At 71.5% G+C, this 22,732-nt stretch carries 22 protein-coding genes; 11 read left to right on the top strand and 11 right to left on the bottom strand.

Annotated features, from left to right (window positions below; all coding sequences use genetic code 11):
* Window positions 1-61: 61 nt before the first annotated feature.
* Window positions 62-799 (top strand): TetR/AcrR family transcriptional regulator, encoded by a 738-nt coding sequence (locus tag C2865_RS16045; protein ID WP_106399242.1) that lies wholly within the window; start codon window positions 62-64, stop codon window positions 797-799.
* A gap of 6 nt (window positions 800-805) precedes the next feature.
* Here C2865_RS16045 and C2865_RS16050 read toward each other — a convergent pair whose 3' ends face one another.
* From C2865_RS16050 to C2865_RS16060, 3 genes are all read right to left on the bottom strand, one after another.
* Complete coding sequence (locus tag C2865_RS16050; RefSeq protein ID WP_106399243.1) at window positions 806-1,081, bottom strand: hypothetical protein; 276 nt, start codon at window positions 1,079-1,081, stop codon at window positions 806-808.
* 62 nt (window positions 1,082-1,143) lie between these two features.
* Window positions 1,144-2,760: a bifunctional 3'-5' exonuclease/DNA polymerase gene (locus tag C2865_RS16055; RefSeq protein WP_106399244.1), complete on the bottom strand. Its 1,617-nt coding sequence runs from the start codon at window positions 2,758-2,760 to the stop codon at window positions 1,144-1,146.
* Window positions 2,761-2,814: 54 nt separating this feature from the next.
* Window positions 2,815-3,876, bottom strand: a complete 1,062-nt coding sequence (locus tag C2865_RS16060; RefSeq protein WP_106399245.1) for a hypothetical protein — start codon at window positions 3,874-3,876, stop codon at window positions 2,815-2,817.
* A 237-nt stretch (window positions 3,877-4,113) separates the two neighbouring features.
* Here C2865_RS16060 and rsgA point away from each other — a divergent pair, with 237 nt between their 5' ends.
* On the top strand, window positions 4,114-5,145 hold the full coding sequence (gene rsgA, locus C2865_RS16065; RefSeq protein WP_106399246.1) for a ribosome small subunit-dependent GTPase A: 1,032 nt from the start codon (window positions 4,114-4,116) through the stop codon (window positions 5,143-5,145).
* 48 nt (window positions 5,146-5,193) lie between these two features.
* Here the strand turns inward: rsgA and C2865_RS16070 are convergent, their stop codons facing one another.
* The 4 genes from C2865_RS16070 to C2865_RS16085 are packed head-to-tail and all read right to left on the bottom strand — an operon-like array spanning window position 5,194 to window position 8,329.
* Entirely contained in the window at window positions 5,194-5,967 is a 774-nt protein-coding gene (locus C2865_RS16070) for an SGNH/GDSL hydrolase family protein (protein WP_232835628.1), read from the bottom strand.
* Window positions 5,968-5,996: 29 nt separating this feature from the next.
* Window positions 5,997-7,514 carry a metallophosphoesterase family protein gene (locus tag C2865_RS16075; protein WP_106399248.1) on the bottom strand — a complete coding sequence of 506 codons (1,518 nt, stop codon included), beginning with the start codon at window positions 7,512-7,514 and terminating at the stop codon, window positions 5,997-5,999.
* A gap of 40 nt (window positions 7,515-7,554) precedes the next feature.
* Window positions 7,555-7,875, bottom strand: a complete 321-nt coding sequence (locus tag C2865_RS16080; RefSeq protein WP_106399249.1) for a hypothetical protein — start codon at window positions 7,873-7,875, stop codon at window positions 7,555-7,557.
* Between the two features lie 46 nt (window positions 7,876-7,921).
* On the bottom strand, window positions 7,922-8,329 hold the full coding sequence (locus C2865_RS16085) for a YccF domain-containing protein (protein ID WP_106399250.1): 408 nt from the start codon (window positions 8,327-8,329) through the stop codon (window positions 7,922-7,924).
* 317 nt (window positions 8,330-8,646) lie between these two features.
* Here C2865_RS16085 and C2865_RS16090 point away from each other — a divergent pair, with 317 nt between their 5' ends.
* Window positions 8,647-10,602: a recombinase family protein gene (locus C2865_RS16090; RefSeq protein WP_106399251.1), complete on the top strand. Its 1,956-nt coding sequence runs from the start codon at window positions 8,647-8,649 to the stop codon at window positions 10,600-10,602.
* Between the two features lie 28 nt (window positions 10,603-10,630).
* Here C2865_RS16090 and C2865_RS40745 read toward each other — a convergent pair whose 3' ends face one another.
* Entirely contained in the window at window positions 10,631-11,500 is an 870-nt protein-coding gene (locus C2865_RS40745; RefSeq protein WP_106399252.1) for a diacylglycerol/lipid kinase family protein, read from the bottom strand.
* A complete protein-coding gene (locus tag C2865_RS40750) occupies window positions 11,497-13,053 on the bottom strand; it encodes an FAD-binding oxidoreductase (RefSeq protein WP_106399253.1) in 1,557 nt (518 codons plus the stop codon). Before C2865_RS40750 ends, C2865_RS40745 begins: the two co-directional genes overlap by 4 nt.
* Before the next feature lie 37 nt (window positions 13,054-13,090).
* On the opposite strand from C2865_RS40750, the gene C2865_RS16105 reads away from it, so the two are divergent.
* The 4 genes from C2865_RS16105 to C2865_RS16120 all read left to right on the top strand — a co-directional run bounded on the left by C2865_RS16105 (window position 13,091) and on the right by C2865_RS16120 (window position 16,698).
* The gene (locus C2865_RS16105) at window positions 13,091-13,726 is read left to right on the top strand and encodes a TetR/AcrR family transcriptional regulator (protein WP_106399254.1); all 636 of its coding nucleotides are present in this window, start codon (window positions 13,091-13,093) and stop codon (window positions 13,724-13,726) included.
* The gene (locus C2865_RS16110) at window positions 13,723-15,279 is read left to right on the top strand and encodes a glycerol-3-phosphate dehydrogenase/oxidase (RefSeq protein WP_106399255.1); all 1,557 of its coding nucleotides are present in this window, start codon (window positions 13,723-13,725) and stop codon (window positions 15,277-15,279) included. Before C2865_RS16105 ends, C2865_RS16110 begins: the two co-directional genes overlap by 4 nt.
* Window positions 15,280-15,359: 80 nt before the next feature.
* Complete coding sequence (locus C2865_RS16115; protein ID WP_106399256.1) at window positions 15,360-16,247, top strand: sucrase ferredoxin; 888 nt, start codon at window positions 15,360-15,362, stop codon at window positions 16,245-16,247.
* 154 nt (window positions 16,248-16,401) lie between these two features.
* Complete coding sequence (locus C2865_RS16120; RefSeq protein WP_106399257.1) at window positions 16,402-16,698, top strand: WhiB family transcriptional regulator; 297 nt, start codon at window positions 16,402-16,404, stop codon at window positions 16,696-16,698.
* A gap of 127 nt (window positions 16,699-16,825) precedes the next feature.
* Here the strand turns inward: C2865_RS16120 and C2865_RS16125 are convergent, their stop codons facing one another.
* Both C2865_RS16125 and C2865_RS16130 read right to left on the bottom strand, forming a co-directional pair.
* A complete protein-coding gene (locus C2865_RS16125) occupies window positions 16,826-17,749 on the bottom strand; it encodes a phosphotriesterase family protein (protein ID WP_106399258.1) in 924 nt (307 codons plus the stop codon).
* A 77-nt stretch (window positions 17,750-17,826) separates the two neighbouring features.
* Entirely contained in the window at window positions 17,827-18,777 is a 951-nt protein-coding gene (locus tag C2865_RS16130) for a YihY/virulence factor BrkB family protein (RefSeq protein WP_232835629.1), read from the bottom strand.
* A 549-nt stretch (window positions 18,778-19,326) separates the two neighbouring features.
* Here C2865_RS16130 and C2865_RS16135 point away from each other — a divergent pair.
* From C2865_RS16135 to C2865_RS16150, 4 genes are read left to right on the top strand one after another with little or no spacing between them, the layout of a single operon-like run.
* Window positions 19,327-21,009, top strand: a complete 1,683-nt coding sequence (locus C2865_RS16135) for a nitrite/sulfite reductase (RefSeq protein WP_408608319.1) — start codon at window positions 19,327-19,329, stop codon at window positions 21,007-21,009.
* Between the two features lie 7 nt (window positions 21,010-21,016).
* Entirely contained in the window at window positions 21,017-21,160 is a 144-nt protein-coding gene (locus tag C2865_RS40755) for an Insertion element protein (protein ID WP_106399260.1), read from the top strand.
* Between the two features lie 5 nt (window positions 21,161-21,165).
* Window positions 21,166-21,882, top strand: coding sequence for a phosphoadenylyl-sulfate reductase (locus C2865_RS16145; RefSeq protein ID WP_106399393.1), 717 nt, complete (start codon window positions 21,166-21,168; stop codon window positions 21,880-21,882).
* Window positions 21,864-22,601 (top strand): sirohydrochlorin chelatase, encoded by a 738-nt coding sequence (locus C2865_RS16150; protein ID WP_106399261.1) that lies wholly within the window; start codon window positions 21,864-21,866, stop codon window positions 22,599-22,601. The genes C2865_RS16145 and C2865_RS16150 overlap by 19 nt, the downstream gene beginning before the upstream one ends.
* The last annotated feature ends 131 nt before the right edge of the window (window positions 22,602-22,732 follow it).

A 22,732-nucleotide genomic window follows, 5' to 3' on the forward strand; every position in this document is an offset into this window, starting at 1 on the left:
CGCAGTAATAGCCGGACCCTAACTAATTGAGTACGATGTACGCAAGTGGGAGGATGGCGGGGTGAACGACGAGCAGGCGAAGCTGATCATCTGGGCCAGGCCGCCCCGGTCGTCCCGCGGGCCCAGGCCCGCCTTCACGCTCGAGGGCATCGCCCGCGCCGCCGTCGCGCTCTGCGACGCCGAGGGCCTGGACGCGCTGACCATGCGCCGGCTCGCCGCGGAGCTGGGCACCGGCACGATGTCGCTCTACCGGTACGTGCAGACCAAGAACGACCTCGTCGACCTCATGGTCGACCTCACCCTCGAGGAGATCGGGCGGCCCGCCCACCCGGACTGGCGCACCGGGCTGAGCTGGCTCGCCCGCCAGATCCGCGCCCGCGCCCTACGGCATCCCTGGATCGTCCAGGTCGACGCCCCCTACTTCTTCCTCGGCCCCAACGGCATCGAGTACGTCGAGTACCTCTACGGCATCGTCGACGGCATCGGGCTCGGCATCGACGAGATGATGCGCGCGGTCAACCTCGTGGCCGTCTACGCCGAGGGCGCCGTCCGCGGTGAACTGGCCGCCGTGCGGCGGGCCGCCGAAGCCGGGTGCACCGAGGACGAGTGGATGCGGGCGCACGGCCCGCACTTCCATTCACTGATGGCCACCGGACGGTACCCGCTGATGCACCGGGTGATGCTGGAGGCCGAGCAGCCGCACATGACGCCCGAGGAGAACTTCGAGCACGGGCTCCAGCGCGTCCTGGACGGCATCGAGGACTGGCTTCCTGGACCAAGGGCGCGAGAACGCCGCTGACCCGGGTCACCCGGGGGAGCGCAGGTAGTCCAGGTAGACGGGGCGGAGGGCGTCGGCCAGCTCGCCCTCGCCCGCGCCGAAGAAGTCGGTGACCAGGCCGAAGACGCGCATGAGGTCGGTCTCGCTGCGCTCCATGTTGCCGAGCGCGGCCTCCGCGGCGGGGATGTCGCTCAGCAGCCGCCAGAAGAAGCCCGCGTCCTTCCGGTGCAGCGCGAGTTTCACCGCCCGGTCGTGAAGCTCCTCCGACGGAAGGTCATCGAGTCTCTCCTGGTTCTCCTCCATGCCCGCGTCCTACCCCGCCTCCCCCCGTGCCAGACCGTGACGGATCAGACAGGCGTGCCGCCTCACTTGGCGTCGGCGTAGCAGGGGACGGTGGCGGCCTCCATGGGGAAGACGACGGAGGTGGAGCCGAAGAGCAGGCGGGCGGCCTCGGCGGCGGCGGCGTGCAGGGCGCGGGTGACGGCCTCGGCCTCCCCCTCGGGAGCGTGGACGATGACCTCGTCGTGCTGGAAGAAGACGAGGTGGGCGCCGCCGGGCAGGCGGGGGCGCAGGAGCGCCATGAAGGCCAGCGCCCATTCGGCGGCGGTGGCCTGGACGACGAAGTTGCGGGTGAAGCGGCCGCGGGAGGCGGCGGCGGCGCGGCCCGCCTCGGTGGTGATGAGGTCGCGGTACTCGGCGGAGGCCGGAGGGCAGGTGCGGCCGAGCAGGGAGCGGACCATCTCGCCCCGCTCCCCCGCGCGGGCGGCCGACTCCACGTACTCGAACGCCGCCGGGAAACGCTGCTTGAGGACGGTCAGGAGCTGGACGGCCTCGCCCGTGCCGCCGCCGTACATGGCCGACAGCATGGCGATCTTGGCCTTGTCGCGGGCGGAGGGGCCACCGGGGGTGTCGGAGAAGACCTCGGCCAGGGCGGCGTAGAGGTCGCCCTGGGCGGCGGCCTCGGCGAAGGCCGCGTCGCCCGCCAGCGCCGCCAGGACGCGGGGCTCCAGCTGGGCCGCGTCGGCGACGATCAGGACGTGGCCGGGATCGGCGACCACGGCGCGGCGCAGGACCTTGGGGATCTGGAGCGCGCCGCCGCCCCGGGTCGCCCAGCGCCCCGAGACCACGCCGCCGACGACGTACTCGGGACGGAAACGGCCGCCCTTGGCCCAGGTGTCGAGCCAGGACCAGCCGTGGGCGGTGTGCAGCCGGGCGAACTCCTTGTACTCCAGGACCAGCGGCACGGCCGGGTGGGCGACGCCCTTCAGCACGTACGCGCGGGTGGAGGCGACCGGGAAGCCCGCCCCGGCGAAGGCCTTCACCAGCTGCTGCGGGGAGTCGGGATTCACCGGGTGGCCGAACGCCGCGGCGATGCGGTCGGCCAGGTCCTGGAGCAGGCGGGGCCGCAGGCCGGGAGACGGTCGCGGCCCCAGCAGGCCGGTGAGCAGCTCGTCGTGCACGTCGGCCCGCCACGGCAGGCCCTCGTGGCTCATCTCCGCGGCGATCAGGCCGCCCGCGGACTCGGCGGCCGCCAGCAGCCGCAGCCGGCCCTCCAGCCGGGCGGCCTGGGCGCCGTACACCTGCGTGACCGCCTCGATCAGGGGCTCGACCGCCCCGCCGAAGAGGGACTGCTGCTCGCCCTCCTCCTCGTGCGACTCCTCCGGCGGCGGCAGGCCGCGCAGCCGGGCCAGCGCGGCGGGAACCGACCTGGACTCCCCCGGCCGGCCGTCGAACGCCAGCAGCAGCGCCTCGGTCAGCTCCAGGTCGTGGCAGCGGGCCACCCGCACCCCGGCGCGCAGCAGCCGGGGGTAGATCCGGGCCGTGGACGCCCACACCCAGCGCGGGGCCGACCGCCGCTCCCGTTCGGCGACGGCCGCCGCCAGGTCGGGGACGGGCTCGGGCTCCCCGGCGGGCCGCCCGTCCCGGGACAGCGCCCGCAGGACCCCGCCCCTCTCCCCCTCGGGCGCCACCGCGTAGAACATGTGTTCATTCTGGCGGGTGCGGCGGACATTCCCGCGCTCCGGGCGGGGTCTCCGTCAGAGGGGGACGGCGAACAGGGCGCGGCGGCGGGGGAACTCGGTGATGCTCCAGAGCCGGCCCTCGGACCGCTGGACGGTGAGGTCCTCGGGCCCGAAGGGGTAGGCGCGCGCCTCCGGCTCCTCGCCGACCCGCCCGACCAGCAGGCTGCCGCGGATCGCCCCGGTCCCCGCCTGGCTGAGGTACCAGGTGCCCCGGTGCGAGACGGCGCCCTGGATCTTGCCCGCGGGCAGCCGGTAGGCGTCCTCGGCCTCGGCGGTCCCCTCCCGGTTCGCCAGCGTCCCGTCGGACGCCAGCCGCCAGCGCGCCAGCCTTCCCGTCTCGCCGGGCCGGTCCACGTACTCGCCGCCGACCAGGAGGTCGGGCTCGGCGGAGCGGTCGACGGAGGCGAAGGAGAACCGGGCGCCGAGCACGGCCGGGCGCCAGGCGTCGCACTGCGGCAGGATGTAGCGGTACCCGTAGGCGTGGTAGCCGCCGTCCTTGCGGCCGATCCGGTTGCGGTCGCCGGTGCCGTCCTGGACGGACCGCAGGTCGAGGATCTGCCGCAGGTCGAACACCCGCAGCCCGCGCGTGGTGTCGGCGACGTACAGGTGGTCGCGGTACCAGGCGACGCCCCCGGCGTGGATGTCGATCGGCGAGTAGCCGCCGTCCGGCCGCCCGGTGACGGCCAGCACGTGCCGGTACCGCCCGTTCTCCGGGTCCAGGAAGGTCAGCCGGATCCCGCGCTCCTCGGTCGCCAGCTCCGGCTTCCAGTACCAGCTCGCGATGAAGGCGCCGGACCCGTGGCCGGCGTCCGAGGCGCAGGTCAGGCCCTGCGGGTACCAGTCGCGGGTGTCGTCGTCGGAGTCCTCGAGGGTGAACCAGTCGACCGGCCGGGGGTCCATCTGCCCGAAGGCCGTCGTGGGGCCCCGGCGGACGGCGGTGCGGTTGGCGTCGGCGAGCACCCGGGCCACCGGGGCCGCCTCGATGTCCCGTGCCAGCCTGGCCGCCCCCTCGGCCAGGTCCCCGGTCCTCCGGCGCAGGGTGAACGGGTCGGAAGCCACCGGAGCCAGTTTCAGCATCGTCCGACTATGCACCGAAAGCTCTTTTCATGCCACAAGATCGGCACATTAAATGTGTCGCCCTCCCCGCCGCTCCGGGGATATCGTGGCCGGACCGCGAGGGACGCGGCACAGGTGAGAGGCAGGGCCGGATGAAGACCGTCGTTGTGACAGGCCGTTCCCAGGTCCTGGTCTCCCAGGCGCCCGCCTGAACCTCTGACGCTCAGGCCGGCGCCGTTCGTGAAAGGCGCCACCTCAGTGGCTTTCTCTCTCTTCTCCCTCGGCTTCGACGCGTCCTTCTCCGCCGCCCTGGAGCCGGGGTACACCGCCGGGAGGGTCTCCCGGGTCGACCGCGGCTCCTGCGACGTGCTCTGCGAGCACGGCGAGCGCCGCGTCCCGTGGAGCGGAACGCTCACCCGCGCCGCCTCCCATGACCCCGTCGCGCTGCCCTGCGTGGGCGACTGGGTCGCCTTCGACACCGCGATCCGCGGCGTGCTGCCCCGGCGGACGAGCATCGTGCGCGCCGGGGTGCGGCCCGGCGACTCCCACGGGCAGGTGCTGGCCGCCAACGTGGACGTGGTCCACGTGGTGGAGCCCGCCCTGCCCGAGCCCGACCTCGGCCGGATCGAACGGCTGCTCACCCTGGCGTGGGAGAGCGGCGCCCGTCCGGTCGTCGTGGTCACCAAGGCCGATCTGGCCGATCCGGACGGCCTCCTGGACGGGATCGCCGCCGCCGCTCCGGGCGCCGAGGTGCGCCTCGTCTCGGCGCGCACCGGGGAGGGCCTGGACGCGCTGCGCCCCGCCCCGGGCGAGACGGCCGTGCTGCTCGGCCGCTCGGGAGCGGGCAAGTCGACCCTGGTCAACGCGCTGGCGGGGGCCGAGCTCATGCAGACCGGGGCGATCCGGGAGGCCGACGGGCGCGGCCGGCACACCACCGTGCACCGGGAGCTGCTGATCCTGCCCGGCGGCGGGATGATCATCGACACGCCGGGCCTGCGCGGGATCGGCCTCCACGACGCCGGGGACGGCCTGGCGCTGGCCTTCTCCGACGTCGAGGAACTGGCCGGGGAGTGCCGGTTCGCCGACTGCGCGCACGAGGGCGAACCGGGCTGCGCGGTCCTGGCGGCCGTCGAGTCCGGCGACCTGCCCGAGCGGCGCCTGGCCTCCTGGCGGAAGCTCCGCCGCGAGGCCGAGTGGGCGGCCTCGCGCACCGACGCCAGGCTGCGCGCCGAGCGCACCCGGCAGTGGAAGGTCATCCACAAGTCGATGCGCGGCCGCAACCGCCCCTGACCGGTGCGGCGGCGGGTCCTCTCTCCCGGGCCCGCCGCCGCCGCGGCGTCACAGCAGGTCGAGCTCGGGCCGCTTGGGCAGGCGCCCGTCGCCGGACGACTGGCCCTTGATGCGGCGCTCCACCCACGGCAGGAAGTAGTTCCTGGCCCAGTAGAGGTCCTCGCGGGTGGACTCCTGCCAGGACTTGCGGGGGTTCTTCGGCCACGGGGAGCGCCAGTCGCCCTCCACCGGGACGCCGAGGATCTCCGCGATCGCCAGGGAGAGCCTGCGGTGCCCCTCGGACGTCAGGTGCAGCCGGTCCTCGTGCCAGGCGCCGTCGTGCGACAGCACCGACATCGACCACAGGTCGACGACCTTCAGGTCGTAGCGGTCGGCGATGGAGCGGATGTGCAGGTTGAGCGTGGCCACCTTGCCGCGCCACCTGCCGTCGCCCCCGCGCCCGTTCATCCCGCGCTGCTTGGGGTCGAAACCGGTGAAGACCACGACCTCGGACCCGGCGGCCCGCAGCCTGCGCACGCAGTCCAGGTACAGGGAGGCGATGACGTCCGGGTCGGCGCCCGGACGCAGCATGTCGTTGCCGCCCGCGGAGAAGGTGACCAGGTCGGGGGCCATCTCCACGGCGCACGGCACCTGCTCTTCGGCGACCTGGCGCAGCAGTTTCCCGCGGATCGCCAGGTTGGCGTACCGCAGCCCCGGCTGGACGGCGTCGATGTGCCCGGCGAGCCGGTCGGCCCAGCCGCGGAACCGGTCCGGGCCGTCGTGGTCGTTCAGGCCTTCGGTGAAGCTGTCGCCGAGCGCGACATAGGACTTGATGTCTTTCACGACGTTAAGCCTGCATGATGCACACAACCTTACGCGACCGTAGGGGAGGTGACCCCTCCCACGTCGCGGAGGCCGATCCGCAGGTCCTGCTCGACCGGCGGGGAGAGCTCGTGCTCGCGGCAGCCCGAGACGCCCAGGCAGCGGATGCGCAGTTCGTCGGCGGTGACGTCGACGCGCAGGAAGCTCTTGAAGAAGGGCGGGTCGTCGCCGTCGAAGGCCTCGGAGAAGATCTTCCGGTAGGCCTCCCCCACGGGCAGCCGGAACCTGCGGGGGGCGCCCCGCCCGCCCTTGGGCACGCCCATCAGGAACGCGATGAACCTCGCCCTCCGGGTCGCCCTCGCCCGCCTGCCCTCCTCCCGGGTCGGCTCCAGGCCGAGGCGGTCGGCGATCGCCGCGGCGGCCTCCGGGTAGGAGAGGTCGAAGAACCTCTTCAGCCCCAGGCGGCGCAGGCGGCGTCCGTACAGGCGGCTGTAGAACACCAGCGAGTCGCCGCGCAGCGGGTAGCAGGTGAAGTCCTCCTCGGGCACGACGGTGGTGCGCCCGATGGTGTGGGTGGCGTGCATGTAGGCCCCGGAGCCCCCGGCCACCAGGTACTCGATCCTCCGCCCGGCCTCCACCTCAACGGAGTACCGCTGGTAGTTGTGGATGTCGCCGCCGATGACCGCGACGTAGCCCGACGAGCGGACGATCTCGTCGACGGTGCCGCCGCCCTCGATCGGGCACGGCTGGTACCGGTCGTTGCGGTAGAGGGGCTTGCCGGTGAGCAGCAGCTTGGGCCGGGGGTCGGCGGAGACGCGGCGCAGCCACTCCCCCTGGTCGCGGTCGATCCCGCCGCTGATCCCGGTGTCGATGCCCACGATCCGCAGGTGCGGGCTGTCGATCATCCAGTACGGCCCCGGCTGCACGCCCTGCTGGGCGGGCGCCGGGCGCAGCTTGCGCGCCTCGGCCAGCGCGCCCTCGTCCGCGGGGTCGGGGCGCCGCCACAGCCGGCGGGCCAGGAAGCCCATGCGGCCCTTCCACCAGCCCCCGGGCGAGCCGTCGCCGCGCCGGTCGCAGAAGACCCGCATGAACCCCTCGAGCCCGTCGTACCAGTCGTGGTTGCCGGGCAGCGCGTAGATGGGCCCCTGGTAGCCCTGGTAGGCGTGGAAGAACTTGTGCGGGTAGTCGTTGATGCTCCCCGTCGGGTAGATGACGTCGCTGGCGATCACCATGAAGTCGGTGTCGGCGCCCGCCTTGAGCGCGGGGGGCACCACCGCGAACTGGGAGCGGTCGCCCTCGCCGGTGTCGCCCAGCAGGAGGAACGAGAAGCCGCCCTCCTCGGTGCGCAGCAGCTGGTCGCCGGGGGCGCCCACCCAGCGGCGCCGCAGGTCGTCCACCGGGTCGCCGAACCACCGGGCGATCACGTCGTTGCGCGAACGCCACAACACCGAGGGGCGCAGCCACGACAGCGGGGCCTGCGGTCCGAGCGCCTCGAAGGTTCCGGGTTCCCGGCAGCCCCAGCCCGCGCCGGACGTGGACTGGTGTGAGTTGCGGGGGGACGTCTTCACCCGCCAAGACGATCACGAGGGGGCGCCCGGAGACAAGTACTCAGCGGGGATGGTGGTGTTGCCCCGTCAGCGGGACGTGCTCCTCGCCCTCGGGAAGCAGGTCGGGCGCGGTCTGCGGGCCCGGGTCCGGCGCCGCGGCGGGAGCGGGCACGGGCGCCCCGGGCAGCCCCTGGGAGAGGACCTCGATGAACGCCGCCAGCTCGGCGGTCGGCAGGCGGAAGGTGGCGGCGCAGGTGTCGCGGTTCCACAGGCTGAGCACCACGAGGTCCACATCGGGGTGCCAGGACAACCGCAGCGCGCGGCCGTCACCGCGTGCGTCGAAGAAGACCTCGCCCGAGCGCGGCAGCGCGTAGCCAGACATGCCGCCATGCTCTCGCGGCCGAAAGAGGGCTGTCCAGCCCTTCGGCTCAGCCCACCCCGAAGCCGCGCGGGTCGTCCGAGGACACGATCTCCCTGCCCAGCGGCATCAGCGAGATCGGGATCATCTTCAGATTCGCCCAGCCGAACGGGATGCCGATGATCGACAGGAACAGCGGAATGCTGGTCGCGATATGACCCAGCACCAGCCACCAGCCCGCGAACACAAACCAGATCACGTTCCCGATGAACGACGGCGCACCAGCATCCGGCTTCTTCACCGCCGTTCGCCCGAACGGCCACAACACATACCCGGCGATACGGAAGGAAGCCACACCAAATGGAATAGTGAAAATAAGGATGCAGCAGATGATTCCGGCCAGTACATACCCGATGGCCATCCAGATGCCGCAGAAGAGCAGCCAGAGCGCGTTGAGCACAAGACCGATCACCTTCATGGACTGGCCTCCCACGGCTCGCCCTCAGCGTCTCGCGACCGCACACGGCTGTCACCCGTGTGCGGCTCCACCACCGAGACTACCCGACCCATCGACCCGACGACCGGTTCCGTTTCAACCTGGTCCATGAGTTAGAACATATCGCGATACGCGCTGATTCCTCTCGCGTTTGATGGTCGACCCCACGGCCTTCAAATCCGCGCGCTCGTCATAAAACTGCGGCAATCCGCGAGTAATTCATTTACTCTCGCCACACGTTGAATGCCCCGGCGACGGCTGCAACCGTCCCGGGGCCGGCCGACTGTTCAGGAGCCGACATGACGAATACAAGCACACACCTGTGCGGCACGACCGAAACGGTCGTCCACACCACAACGCCGCGTGCCCTCCGGGCCGTGGACTATCTCCGGGTGAGCACCGAGGAGCAGAGGTTCGGTTACGGCATCGCCAGCCAGGCGCGCAGGAACAGCCGCCACATCGCGAACAAGGGCTGGGAGCACATCGGCACGTACAAGGACGAGGGGATCTCAGGCTTCAAGGAGATGGGCGAACGCCCAGATTTCGATCGGCTGATGGAGGACGCGAAACTCGGTGGATTCGACCTCGTCGTTGTGGAGAAGGGCGACCGTATCGGCCGTGTCGGCCGAGCCTTCTGGCGCTGGGTCTGGGCGCTGGAGGACATGGGGATCTTCGTGGCCATCACCGACCGGAACATCGACAACACCACTCCCGAGGGACAGGTGCAGATGCGCCGGGAGGCCGACTACGCCGAGACCGAAAGGGAGAACATCCGCTCACGCACCCAAGGCGGTCTCCAGGAGAAGGCCGAAGGGCCCGGGTCGCCGCACATCGGCGGCAAGCCTCCGTACGGCTACCGGATCGAAGGGAAGGGCGTCAAGGGCGCCTCGCGCTTGGTCATCGACGAAGCCGAGCAGGCTGTCGTACGCCGCGTCCACAACATGGTGGTGGTCGACGGGCTCAACCTGCGCCAGTGCGCCATCCGTCTCAACGCCGAGGGGATCACCTGCCGTTCGGGACGTCCCTGGTCGGCGGCCAACCTCCGCGATCGAATCATGTCCCGTGCCGTGCTCGATGCCGAACTGATCTTCCGTGGCCCGAACGCCAGGACCGATGCGGACGGCAGGCCGCTCTGGGGCGAGTCGGTGACGATCTCGCTGCCGCGCGTTCTGTCCGAGGACGAGGCCGCCGCACTCCGCCGAAAGGTCGCCGCGCGGGCGAAGTCCAGCAGCCGCAACCGTGCGGTCTATCCGCTCACGGGCCGTCTGATCGGCTTCTGCACGGCTCCGTACACCGGCATCAGCCATGAGTCGCTCTCGTACGGTCGTCGCAGCTACCGGTGCCGCGGCAAGGCTGCCACTGTGCCTGGTCAAGAGGTCTGCGACTGCTCGTACGTGGACGCCGAGGCGGTGGAGAAGCGCGTCTGGTCGGAGATCGTCACCCTCCTCGGCGACTCGCGCAAGCTGGAAGCGCTGGCCGCCGAATGGGTCGGCATGTCCCATGGCGACCAGGCTGTGCATGCCGAGCGGATCGCCGGCCTCGACCGGCAGATCGATGCCCTGAAGGCTTCCACCACCGCCGTGATCCTGGTATCCGCCAAGCAGCAGCAGCCCCCGGACGCCATCGCCACCGCGACGTCGGTCCTCAACGAAGAGTTGCAACAACTGGAGGAAATGCGCGCTGAGGCCGCTGCATGGCTGGCCGAGGTCGAGGAAGCCGATCGCCGGGCCCGCAACCTCAAGGCCCTCGCCGAACCGGCTCAGCACCGACTGGCGGACATGACTCTGGAAGATCAGAGTGAGGTGCTCGGCCTACTCAACGTGAAGGTGTTCATCGAGGGACCGGTGCCCGTTCGAGCCGGAGGCCGCGCCTGCACCGTGCAAGCCTGGTACAGGGCGGCCGAAGTGAACGTTCCGGCAACCGACCTGACGGATGAGCAGTGGACACGGGTCTCCCACCTGCTCCCCACCGGCCGACACGATCGCGTACGACGCTCGGTGGACGCCATCTTCGCCAAGGCCCGGACCGGCGCCTCCTGGCCGAGGCTCCGCGAGGAGTACGGCTCACCGAACACGGCCTCGAAGTACTTCAACAAGTGGGTCGCACAGGGAATTTGGGACGAGCTCGACGCGGCGCTTGCGGAGGTGGCACGAGTGCCCGTTCCTGCGTGCGATTTCCTCCCGCCTATGCGAATCGAAGGGCTGGTTGATCCCCGCGTGATACTGAGCGCCGAGGAACGATCCCGAGCCAGATGAGATTCAGGATCGTGCGCATACCTCGAGACTACGGCCGGATCACGCGAAGCGCTCCCGGCAGGACACGGGCGGTGACGGGGAGGCGGCCGGGCAGCTCGCCGTCGCAGCCGTAGGGCAGGTCGCGGGAGGCCTCGATGCGGATCTCCTTTCCGCGCAGCACCTCGACCTGGGGCCGCCGGACGTGCGCGCCGGTCTCCAGCTCGTTCATCACCGTGGCGAACAGCAGGGGGGACATGTGATGGATGATCACGACGTCCAGCAGGCCGTCGTCCACGGAGGCGTCGGGGGCGACGTGGCGGTTGAAGCCGTAGTACCCGGAGTTGGCGGCGACCACCGTGTACGCGCGGTGCTCCCGGCGTTCGCCGTCCAGCGTGACGGTGTAGGTCACCGGTTTCCAGGTGACGAAGGCCCGTGCCCCGCCGAAGGTGTACGAGGCCTTGCCCTTCAGCAGCCTCGTCTCGTTGGCGTACAGGTTGGCCAGGGCGTCCACGCCCGTGTAGACGCTGCCGAGACCGGGCCGCCCGTTGACCTCGATGAGGTCGGTCGGGCGCGAGCCGCCGTGCAGCAGCAGCTCGGCGAGTTCCGGCGCGCCGGTGGGCAGCCCGAGCTGGCGGGCGAAGTCGTTGCCCCGCCCGGCGGGCACGATGCCGTACTCGGCGTCGAGCCCGGCCAGGGCGCCGCCGACCGCGCCGACGATGCCGTCGCCGCCGACGCCCAGCACCGTGTCGCCGCGCAGGGCCGCGGCGCGGGCGACCTCCCCGGCGTGGGCGAGGCTCCGGCTGTACTCGACCTGGAGCGCGGCGCCCCCGTCGCGCAGCAGGCGGGCGAGCGCCAGGAGCGTCCGGGCGGCGGAGGCGTCGCCCGCGGTCGGGTTCACGACCGCCGTGAAGGTCCTCACGGGACCAGGATGCCGGGGTTGAGGATCCCGGCGGGGTCGAGGGCGCGTTTCACGGCGCGCAGGACCTCCACGCCCACCGGGCCGATCTCCTCGGCGTAGGCGGCGCGGTGCTCGGTGCCGACGCCGTGGTGGTGGCTGATCGAGCCGCCCGCCGCGATGATCGCCTCGTTGACCGCGGTCTTGGCCGCGTCCCAGTCGGCGTCCCGGGTGATCTGCCCGGAGACGACCGTGAAGTACAGGGAGGCGGACGAGGCGTAGACGTGGGAGATGTGGCACATCACGAGGTGGCCGGGGAGCGCCGCCTTGACCGCCTCGTACAGCGCCGGGATGTTCGACCAGAACGTGGTGGTCTCCAGCGTCTCGACGAAGGCGCCCACGTCCAGCAGCGAGTCGCGCAGGTAGGGCGCGGCGAACCGGCCGTGCTCCCAGCTCTCGCCCGGCTCGGCGCCCAGGTCGGTGCCGCCGAGCGCGGCCAGGACGGCGCGGGTGCGGTCCCTGCGGGCGGCCACCTCGTCGGGCTCGCCCTCGTAGCCGACGATGGCCAGGCAGCCGGAGTCGCCTTCGCCGATGCTCCCGGCGCGGGCGAGGCCGACCATCGTCTCGGTCTCGTCCGACAGGCGCAGGACGGTCGGCATCGGGCCGTCCTGGGACAGTTTGCGCAGCGCGGCCGCGCCGACGGCGAAGTCGGGGAAGCTCCAGCCCTCGTAGAGCTTGACCTCCGGTACGGGCCGGATCCGCACGGTCAGCGAGGTGATGACGCCGAACGCGCCCTCGGAGCCGAGGACGAGCTGGCGCAGGTCGGGTCCGGCCGCGGACTTCTGCGCCCGGCCCAGGACCAGGGTGCCGGTGGGCGTGGCGACGGTCATCCCGACGACCAGCTCGTCGAACCTGCCGTATCCGGCGGAGGACTGGCCGCTGGAGCGGGCGGCGGCGAACCCGCCGATGCTCGCCCATTCGAAGGACTGCGGGAAGTGCCCGATGGTGTAGCCGTGCCCGGCCAGGAGCGCCTCGGCCTGCGGGCCGCGCAGCCCCACCTGGAGGGTGGCGGTGCGGCTGGTCTCGTCGACCTCACCGAGCGCGTCTAGCCTGCGCAGGTCCAGCGCGACGAACGCGGGCGCCTGCGGGGCGAGTCCGCCGACGACCGAGGTGCCGCCGCCGAACGGGACCACCGCGAACCCGTGCTCGGTGGCCAGCTCCAGGACGGCCATGACGTCCTCGTGGGTCTCGGGCAGGACGACCGCGTCGGGGGTCTGGGCGGTGTCGCCGCGGCGGATGCGCAGCAGGTCGGGCGTGGACTTGCCTCCGGTGTGCCGCACCCGCGTCTCGGCGTCCGTGCGCACCTCGGCGACCTCGCCGAGCGCGGCGAGCACATCGGCGTCCAGCCGGGGCGGGGGCGGCGCGATGGCGGCGAGGTCGACGGGCGGCTCGTCCCGCGGCACGACTCCGAGCACCTCGCGCAGCAGCGAGGTGATCGACTCGGACAGGGGCGTGGCCTTGGCGGGATCTCCCCAGCCCGACCACGAGATCTCCACGGGCACGTCGTTCCTTCCCATTCTTCGGTTTCCGGACTCTTGTGGTTCACTGTGACACATGACGTCGATTCGTCACAACCACCGAGCGGGACGGCGGCCGGGCCGCACCGGTGAGGACACCGTCCTCGACGCGGCCCGCGACTGCGTGCTGGCCGTGGGCGTCCGCCGCACCACGCTCACCGACATCGCCCGCAGGGCGGGCGTCTCCCGGATGACGCTCTACCGCCGCTGGCCGGACGTGCAGACGATCGTCGGGGACCTGATGACCCGCGAGTGGCTCGCCCTCGCCGAGTCCGTCATGACCGAAAGCGCAGGAGACGCACGCGAACGGCTGGTCGGCACCCTGGTGCGGGGCACGGGCGCCTTCCGCGCGCACCCGCTGCTGCGCAAGATCGTGGAGGTCGATCCCGAGCTCCTGCTCCCCTACCTGCTCACCCGGACGGGCGCCAGCCAGGAGGCGTTCCTGGAGCTCATCGAACGCGAACTCGTCCGCGGCCACGAAGACGGCAGCGTCCGCACGGACGTTCCGGCCCGCCAGGCGCGTGCCGTGCTGCTGGTCGTGCAGGGATTCGCCCTGTCGCTGCCCACGATGCTCGGCGAAGGCGACCTTTCCGCGGAGCGTTTCGACGAAGAACTCCGCCTCCTGCTCCACCGGTTCCTCACTCCCGAGGGCTCTGAAGGGAATCCGCATTGAACGCCCGTGTCGATCCGAGCACTTCTCTCAACGCGTCGAGGCGCGCCCGCGAACTCGCCGCGTCCGCCGACGACGTCGCGGACGTGCTGGTGATCGGCCTGGGCGTCACCGGCGCGGGAGTCGCACTCGACGCCGCGTCGCGGGGGCTCAAGGTGACCGCGATCGACGCGCAGGACCTGGCGTTCGGCACGTCGCGGTGGAGTTCCAAGCTCGTCCACGGCGGTCTGCGCTATCTGGCGTCCGGGCAGTTCGACGTCGCCTACGAGAGCGCGGTCGAACGCGGCGTCCTCATGACGCGCACCGCTCCCCATCTCATCCGCGCGATGCCGTTCGTGATGCCTCTGACACCGCTGATGTCACGCCGCAATGCGGCGCTGGCGGCCGTCGGCCTGCGTGCCGGGGACATGCTGCGCACCGCCGCGCGCACGCCGCGCAAGGTGCTGCCCGGCCCGTTGCGGTTGTCGCACGCGGACACGATGCGGCTGGCGCCGGCGCTGCGGGAGGACGGGCTGCGCGGCGCGCTGTTGTCGTGGGACGGGCAGTTGTGCGACGACGCGCGCCTGGTCACCGCGATCGCGCGCACCGCGGCCGGGCACGGGGCCCGGATCCTCACCCGCTGCAGGGCGATCGAGGTCACCGGTGAAGGCGTGCGGGTGCGCGACGAGCTGACCGGCGAGGTGAAGGACCTGCGGGCGCGGAAGGTCGTCAACGCCGCCGGCGTGTGGGCGGGCGGCCTGGTCCCCGGCATCGAGCTGCGCCCCTCGCGCGGCACGCATCTCGTGCTCGAGGGGAACGCGCTCGGCACGCTCAAAGCGGGCCTCCACCTGCCCGTCCCCGGCAGCCTCAACCGCTTCGCGCTGGTCCTCCCCCAGGACGACGGGCGCATCTACGTCGGCCTCACCGACGAGCCCGTCGACGAGATCCCGGACGTCCCCGCCGCCACGGAAGGCGACATCGGCTTCCTGCTGGACCTGCTCGGCATCGCCCTGGACACCACCGTCCGCCGCTCCGACGTGCTGGGCGCGTTCGCGGGCCTCCGCCCCCTGCTGAACGCGGACGGCCGCACGGCCGACATCTCCCGCCGCCATGCCGTCCTCACCTCCCCCGAGGGGGTCGTGACGGTCGTCGGCGGCAAGCTCACCACCTACCGGCGCATGGCGCAGGACGCGGTGGACGCGCTGGGCCTGGACGCGGGGCCCTCCCGGACCGCCGGGATCCCCCTCGTCGGGGCGCCCGGGGCCACCCCTCCGGCCGCTCCCGTCCGGGTGCCGCTCCGGCTGGCCCGCCGCTACGGGGCCGAGGCCCCGCTCATGGCCGCGCTCGCCGGGGACGACCCCGCCCTGCTGGAGCCGGTGCTGCCCGGCCGCCCGTTCCTGGCCGTCGAGTGGGCCTGGGCGCTGGCCCACGAGGGCGCGCTCGACGCCGCCGACCTTGTGGACCGCCGCACCCGGATCGGCCTGGTCGCGGCCGACCGCGAGGCGGCGCTCCCCGCGGCGAAGGCACTGGTGGCGGCCGCGGCCGCCGAGGCGGGAGATAGATCACAGGATCTTTGAGGTGTGACTCCTCCTTGGCCGGGCAGGCCAAGTTAGGTTAGGGTGTCCTAACTAAGTTTTTCGGGGGAGGAGTGACGGCAGTGGTGCATTCGGCTTCCTGTGAGCACTGCCCCGGCAGTCACACCGGTGAGCGCCCCTGCCTGGCCAGCGCGACCGTCAAGCCGCACAGCTGGCTGCTGCTGGAGCACCCGGGCCCCTGGGCGCCCAAGATCGAGAAGATGGACCTGCCGCTGGTCGCCGAGGCGCTGCGGCACGGGGTGCGCCCCCAGCTCATCCGCCGGCCGGGCCGGCGCCCGGCCGCCTCCGCCACGCGCGTCTACGTCGGCTGGTCGGGCCACCGCCCGTGGATGGAGACGCGCCTGGTCGCCGACCCGGCGGAGCTGGCCGGGCTGGACCTCGCCGCGGTCGCCCGCGGCAGGCGCCCCGGCTTCGGAGAGCTCGTCGAGGAGCCCGTCGTCCTGGTGTGCACACACGGCAAGCGCAACGCCTGCTGCGCCCGCACGGGCGCGCCCCTGGCGCGCGGGCTCGCCGAGCGGTACGGCGGGCTGGTCTGGGAGACCACCCACGTCGGCGGCGACCGCTTCGCCGCCAACATGGTCTGCATGCCGCACGCCCTGTACTACGGGGACCTCGACGCGGCCTCCGCGCGGGAGGCGGTCGAGGCCTACCTGCGGGGCGAGGTCGTCCTCGACCGGTTGCGCGGCCGCGCCGGGCTGCCGGAGCCCGCGCAGGCGGCCGAGCATTTCGTCCGTGAACGCACCGGGCTGATGGGCATCGACGAGGTACGCGTCACTTCCGTCACGGGAACCGGTCCTTATATGACCAGGGTCACAGCGGGTGGTGATCTCTGGTCCGGTACCGTCGAACTGGTAGAAAGCCCTAGTTTCTGCGGGGCAGAGTGTGATGTGAGCGTTCAGACATACCAAATGCGGGGGCTGACCCTTCACACCGAAGCGGCGCTCGTGTAACCTCTCGGAGGCCCCAGTCGGGGATGCTGCGCCGCGAGCTTACCCATCATAGGGAACACAGCGGCAACTCCAGACGTTGTAAATTTCAGCGCCACTGAGCGCTAGCAACGTCTTTGTCCGAAATTGCTCAGAAATCAACTGAGGTGGGTGTTTCATGGCTCAGGTACGTCGGCAGGCTAACCTCCCCCGTCCCAGCTGGGGCTGGCAGGACGCCGCCGCGTGCCGGGGGGAAGACCTTGTGCTCTTCTTCGGCCCTGACGGCGAGCGTCAGCCCGAGCGGGAAATCCGCGAGCGCAAGGCGAAGCAGGTCTGCATGGGCTGCCCCGTCCGCACGGATTGTTTGGACTACGCCGTCTCCCGTCCGGAGAAGTACGGCACCTGGGGCGGGCTGAACGAGGACGAGCGCGCCTCCGAGCGTCGCCGCCGCATGCGCCGCGCCAACGCCGCCTGACGATCGGCCGCCGGACCCCGGCACTTCGAAGAACGTTCACGGCCCCGGTTACCCGGGGCCGTTTGCGTTCCCGCAACAGAAAACACAAAAGGCCCTCGCGAGAGGGCCTTTTGTGTTAAGCATTCACTTACCCGGCGAGCCAGCGCAGGGCGTTCTTCCGCGTGATCGCGTCCAGGGTCGCCTCGTCCACGCCGTGCGCGCGCAGGGCCGGCACGAAGGCGTCGAAGACGGTGCCGTACCCCGGGCCGCCGTAGTGGGCGATCTGCTCCATCCGGCAGATCCCGCCGCCCAGCAGCAGCCGGTCGGCGTACCCGGCCTCGATGAGCTCCAGCACCGGCCGGACCGCCTGCTCCCCGGTGGCGGCCAGCCGCCCGAAGCAGACGTAGGCGCCCAGCTCGGCGAGCTTGCGGTGCGCCCCGGGGTCCGCGGACAGGCTCTGCTGCCCCACGGCGACCCTGGCGGGGTCCAGGCTCGCCGCCATCAGCAGCTCCAGCTGGGCGGGCCCGGAGCGCCCGTAGGTGGCCACGGGCAGCCCCGAGGCCAGGGAGGCCTGGGCGGCGGCCTTCAGCGCGGTCTCCTCCGCGGGGGTGGGCTGCTCGCCCCAGCAGCCGATCTCGCCGATGACGCCCGGCAGGACGCTGGTGCCGTCCATGCCGAAGCCGATCTCGGCGACCAGCCGCTCGGCCATCCGGCCGGCGTCCAGGCCGCGGGCGCCCGCCGGGTGGAAGGGCTCGGTGAAGAAGCCGGTGCCCGCCACGACCGCCACCCCGCTGGCGGCGCTGATGCGCGCCAGGGCGGGCGCGTCGCGCCCCATGCCCAGGCAGGTGAGCTCGACCACCAGGCCGAGGTCCCCGCGCTCGCGCAGCCCGGTCAGCTCGTCGCAGACGTGGATCTCCTCGTCGAGCCAGCGCCGCGGCTCGGACTCCGCGCCGACCGGCCAGCGCAGGTCCATCCGCAGGTGCTCGTGGGCGAGTACCCCGCCCTGGACGGCGGAGATCGGCAGCGGGCCCGTGACCGTACGGATAGGGGCGTCAGTGGCAGGGTCCGTCATGGCACGCGAGGTTACGCGAACTTTGCCGGGATTAGTGAAACGTGTTCGGATTCTTTACCGACCCCCGCCGGGGCCCCTCAGTGCGCGCCGTTCTTCATCCGGGCCACCGCCCGGGCGCGCGACGTCCCGGCGGCGGGCCACCTCCGGTCCACCTCGGCGTTCAGGCACGCTCCCACCAGGACGGCGAAGGCCGTCACGTACAGCCAGGCCAGCAGGGCGATCGGGGCCGCCAGGGAGGCGCTCACCGAGACACCGGTCAGCGACTCCGACAGGTACACCCGCAGCAGGACGCTGCCGCCGATCCAGAAGACCACCGCCACGGCCGCGCCGGGCAGCTCCCGCCACCAGGCCGTGCGCACCGGGACGCTCAGGTGGTACAGCAGGCTGAGGAAGAGGATCGACAGGGTCAGCAGGACCGGCCAGTAGAGCATCGCGACCAGCCGGGCGGTGGAGGGGAACGTCTCCCGCGCCAGCGCCGGGCCGGCGATCATCAGCGGGATCACCACCACCGCGACGACCAGCCCCACGGCGTACAGGAAGAAGGACCTCAGCCGGGTGCGGATGAAGCCCCGCACGCCGTCCAGGCCGTAGGAGATCGTGATCGTGTCGACGTAGACGTTGAGCGCCCGCGATCCGGCCCACAGGGAGATCAGGAAGCCCACCGAGATGACCCCGATCCGCTCGCCCCGCACCACGTCGTCCACCAGCGGCCGCACCACCTTGTTCACCACGGGCTCGGTGAGGAAGGTGCGCGACCTGGCGATGATCCAGCCGCTGATCTCGCTGATCAGGTCGGGTCCGAGCAGTCCGCTCAGGTGGCCGACGCTGGAGACCAGGCCGAGGAAGAGGGGAGGCAGGGACAGCAGAGCCCAGAAGGCCGCCTCGGCGGCCAGACCGGTGATCCGGTAGTTGAACGCGGTGACGGTGGTGCCCTTCGTCAACGCCCACGACATACGGCACAGCGCGGCCGCCCTGCGGGGGGCCGGACCGGCGGGGGACTCCGCGACCTGCGGGGAAGCAGTCGTCACGCCGACCACCGTAGGGCCTTGCCTGCCCGGATCATGCCACCTTGCCCAAATAGATAGATCACCCTCGGCGAGCCACCCGTCCGGTTCCCGACACCTTCTCCCTGTATATGAGGTTGCCCACACCCCGGATGTTCACCGCATCCCCGGTGATGGGTGACACTGAGTCATGATCTGTGCTGCGTGCCGGGAGCGGCATCACGAGGACTGCAGGGGCGGGACCTGGTGCGACTGCCAGCACCAGCCCCCTGCCGAGCCCGTCGAGGAGGAGTCCCTCAACTGGGTGAGGCAGGGGTGATCCGGGGATGTCCACATGACGGACGTGACTGGACAAGGACCGCGACGCCGTGTCAGAGTCGAGCCATGACTGCTGCCCGTGACCCGTTGCTGGTGATGCGCCGGCACGTGGACTTCCTCCGGGTCCGCAGCGCCATCTGTCGGTAACGCCCTGACCACGCCCCCGACGTATCTTCGGGCGCGTGGCGACACCGGCGTGACCGCTCACGGGCTCAGCGACGAGCCTCTCCACCGAGCCGGGCACCGGGTCCCACGCTGCCCTCCGCAAGCTTCACCCTCTGGAGAGGACGCGCCGTGCCACCCCGCAAGCGAGGTGAGGGCCAGTGGGCCCTCGGCTACCGAGAGCCGCTGAACAAGAACGAAGAGACGAAGAAGAACGACGACCCGCTGAACGTGGGCCGCCGCATCGTCGAGATCTACAGCAAGACCGGCTTCGACTCGATCGACCCCGCCGACCTGCGGGGACGGTTCCGCTGGTACGGGCTGTACACCCAGCGCAAGCCCGGGATCGACGGCGGCAAGACCGGCTCCATCCCCGAGGAGGAGCTGGACGACCGCTACTTCATGATGCGCGTGCGCATCGACGGCCGCCAGCTGAGCCTGGAGCAGCTGCGCACCCTGGCGGACATCTCCGTCAAGTACGCCCGCAACACCGCCGACATCACCGACCGGCAGAACATCCAGTACCACTGGATCGCCATCGAGGACGTCCCGGCGATCTGGGACGCGCTGGAGAAGGTCGGCCTGAGCACCATGGAGGCCTGCGGCGACTCCCCGCGTGCCTTCCTCAACTGCCCGCTGGCCGGGATCGACGCGGATGAGATCCTCGACGCCACGCCCCAGGCCGACGAGATCCGCGAGCGCTACATCGGCTCGCCCGAGTTCTCGAACCTGCCGCGCAAGTTCAAGACCGCGATCTCCGGCTGCGCCTCCCACTGCACCGTCCACGAGATCAACGACGTCTCCTTCGTCGGCGTGGTCAACGAGGCCGGCCAGGTCGGCTACGACCTGTTCGTCGGCGGCGGCCTGTCCACCAACCCGATGTTCGCCAAGCGGCTGGGCGTCTTCGTCCGCCCCGAGCAGGCGCACGAGGTCTGGAAGGGCGTCATCTCGGTCTTCCGCGACTACGGCTACCGCCGGCTGCGGCACCGCGCCCGTATCAAGTTCCTGATCAGCGACTGGGGACCGGAGAAGTTCCGCGACGTGCTCCAGAAGGAGTACCTGGGCTACGAGCTGCCCGACGGCCCGCCGCCCGCGCCGCCCAAGGCCCAGCGCGACCACGTCGGCATCCACCCCCAGAAGGACGGCGCCTACTACGTCGGGTTCGCCCCGCGGGTGGGCCGGGTCAACGGCGAGAAGCTGAACGCGATCGCCGACCTGGCCGAGCGCTACGGCTCGGGCCGCACCGCGCTGACCACCGAGCAGAAGATGATCATTCTGGACGTGCCGCAGGAGAACACCGAGGCCCTGGCCGCGGAGCTCGAGAAGCACGACCTGCAGGTCCGCCCGTCGGTCTTCCGCCGCCAGAGCATGGCCTGCACCGGCATCGAGTACTGCAAGCTCGCGATCGTCGAGACCAAGCAGCGCACGATGGACCTCACGGACGAGCTGGAGAAGCGCCTCCCGACGTTCGACCAGCCGCTCACCATCAACATGAACGGCTGCCCGAACTCCTGCGCCCGCGTCCAGGTCGCCGACATCGGCCTCAAGGGCCAGCTCGTCGTCGACGAGGACGGCAACCAGGTCGAGGGCTACCAGATCCACCTGGGCGGCCAGCTCGGGCAGACCTTCGGCAAGAAGGTCCGCGGCCTGAAGACCACCTCGGCCAACCTCACCGACTATGTCGAGCGGGTCGTGCGCAGGTACGACGAGCAGCGCGCCGAGGGCGAGACCTTCGCCCAGTGGGTGGGCCGCGCCGACGAGTCCGAACTCCAGTAGGCGCGGAATGAGCGAGCGCGCCGTCCCGTTCTACTGCCCGTACTGCGGAGACGAAGACCTAGTTCCCTTCGAGGGGGACGGGACCTGGTACTGCCGGGCCTGTGCCCGCAAGTTCCGTGTGACTTTCCTCGGGATTGGAGCCCCCCGTTGACTCTGCTGGATACGGCACGATCGGAGACGGCGCGCCCCTCGCTGTCGCTGGAGGACATCGTCGACTCGGCCGCCGACGCACTGGAGGACGCCTCCCCGCTGGAGATCATCCGGTGGGCCTCCGCCACGTTCGGCGACCGGATCTGCCTGACGTCCTCCATGTCGGACGCCGCGCTGATCCACCTGGTCTCCAAGGTGAAGCCCGGCGTCGACGTGCTGTTCGTCGACACCGGCTACCACTTCGCCGAGACCGTCGGCACCCGGGACGCCGTCGAGGCGGTGTACCCGGTGAACGTGATCAACGTCCAGCCCAGCCGCACCGTGGCCGAGCAGGACCGCGACCTCGGGCCGCGCCTGTACGGGCGCAACCCCGACCTGTGCTGCCACCTGCGCAAGGTCGAGCCGCTCGGCCGCGCGCTGGAGGGCTACATGGCCTGGTTCACCGGCGTGCGCCGTTCGGAGACCACCTCGCGCAAGGCGATGCGGGTCGTGGAGTGGGACCGCAGGCGCGAGATGGTGAAGGTCAACCCGATCCTCAACTGGTCGGACGAGGAGATGGACAACTACGTCGCCGACAACGGCGTGCTGGTCAACCCGCTGCACTACGACGACTACCCGTCGATCGGCTGCGAGCCCTGCACCTCCCGCGTCGAGCCCGGCGCCGACCCCCGCAGCGGCCGGTGGGCCGGTCTGGGCAAGGTCGAATGCGGCATCCATCTGTAAGGCCTCCTCTCGTGGCGGTGGCGCACGGGTCGCGTGACCCGCGGGCGACCGCCACGGTGGAGTCCCTCCTGGACCTGGTGCGCGCCCGCGGCCTGGACGTGCGCACCTCCTACCTCGACCACGCGCCGCCCTCGCCCGTCCGGGCGCTGGACGGGCTGCGCGAGGCGGTGGTGATGCCGCTGCTGCTCACCGAGGCCTACCACAGCAAGATCGACCTCCCCGGGGTCCTGGCGCAGGCGTGCCGGCGCAATCCCGTCCTGGACGTCCGGGTGACCGGCACGCTCGGTCCGCACCCGCTGCTCCTGGACGCCCTGGAGCGGCGCCTGGCCGACGTGGGCGTCCGGCCGTCCCCCGACACCGCGGTCGTCCTGGTCGCTGCGGGCTCGTCCGATCCCTCGGCGAACGCGACCATCGCCGCGACGGCCCGCGCGTGGCGCAACCACGGCTGGTACGACGCGCGTCCCGCCTACGCGTCGGCGGCCTCCCCCACCCCGGCCGAGGCCGTCCGCGCCCTGTACGCGGCGGGCGCCCCCCGCGTCGTCGTCGCGTCCTACTTCCTGGCACCCGGCTACTTCGCCGACAAGGTGCGCTCCGCCGCCGAGGAGGCCGGGGCGCGCGCCGTCTCCCCCGTGCTCGGCGCGGCGCCCGAGCTCGCCGAGATCGTCGTCGAGCGCTACGGCGCCGCGCTCGCCCGCCCGGCGGTCCGGGCCGCCGTCTGACGCGTCGGCGGGACCCAGCCGGATGCTCCAGGTTTCGCGGGCGGCGTGGCTTTCGTGAACCGACACCGCCAATTCGGGAATTTACGTAGGAAAATTCCGACTTCCCCCGCCAAGGGCTGAATGATCTCTAT

The sequence above is a fragment of the Actinocorallia populi genome, from assembly GCF_002995495.1.
Taxonomy (GTDB): domain Bacteria; phylum Actinomycetota; class Actinomycetes; order Streptosporangiales; family Streptosporangiaceae; genus Actinocorallia; species Actinocorallia populi.

What these genes read in the sequence shown, in the direction of transcription:
- C2865_RS16050 (WP_106399243.1), bottom strand. Translation starts at nt 1,081, where the DNA reads ATGGAGGAGAACCAGGAGAGACTCGATGACCTTCCGTCGGAGGAGCTT.
- C2865_RS40755 (WP_106399260.1), top strand. Translation starts at nt 21,017, where the DNA reads ATGAGCGAGCGCGCCGTCCCGTTCTACTGCCCGTACTGCGGAGACGAA.
- C2865_RS16055 (WP_106399244.1), bottom strand. Translation starts at nt 2,760, where the DNA reads ATGTTCTACGCGGTGGCGCCCGAGGGGGAGAGGGGCGGGGTCCTGCGG.
- C2865_RS16125 (WP_106399258.1), bottom strand. Translation starts at nt 17,749, where the DNA reads ATGACGGACCCTGCCACTGACGCCCCTATCCGTACGGTCACGGGCCCG.
- C2865_RS16105 (WP_106399254.1), top strand. Translation starts at nt 13,091, where the DNA reads ATGACGTCGATTCGTCACAACCACCGAGCGGGACGGCGGCCGGGCCGC.
- C2865_RS40750 (WP_106399253.1), bottom strand. Translation starts at nt 13,053, where the DNA reads ATGGGAAGGAACGACGTGCCCGTGGAGATCTCGTGGTCGGGCTGGGGA.
- C2865_RS16120 (WP_106399257.1), top strand. Translation starts at nt 16,402, where the DNA reads ATGGCTCAGGTACGTCGGCAGGCTAACCTCCCCCGTCCCAGCTGGGGC.
- C2865_RS16060 (WP_106399245.1), bottom strand. Translation starts at nt 3,876, where the DNA reads ATGCTGAAACTGGCTCCGGTGGCTTCCGACCCGTTCACCCTGCGCCGG.
- C2865_RS16085 (WP_106399250.1), bottom strand. Translation starts at nt 8,329, where the DNA reads ATGAAGGTGATCGGTCTTGTGCTCAACGCGCTCTGGCTGCTCTTCTGC.
- C2865_RS16080 (WP_106399249.1), bottom strand. Translation starts at nt 7,875, where the DNA reads ATGTCTGGCTACGCGCTGCCGCGCTCGGGCGAGGTCTTCTTCGACGCA.
- C2865_RS16090 (WP_106399251.1), top strand. Translation starts at nt 8,647, where the DNA reads ATGACGAATACAAGCACACACCTGTGCGGCACGACCGAAACGGTCGTC.
- C2865_RS16150 (WP_106399261.1), top strand. Translation starts at nt 21,864, where the DNA reads ATGCGGCATCCATCTGTAAGGCCTCCTCTCGTGGCGGTGGCGCACGGG.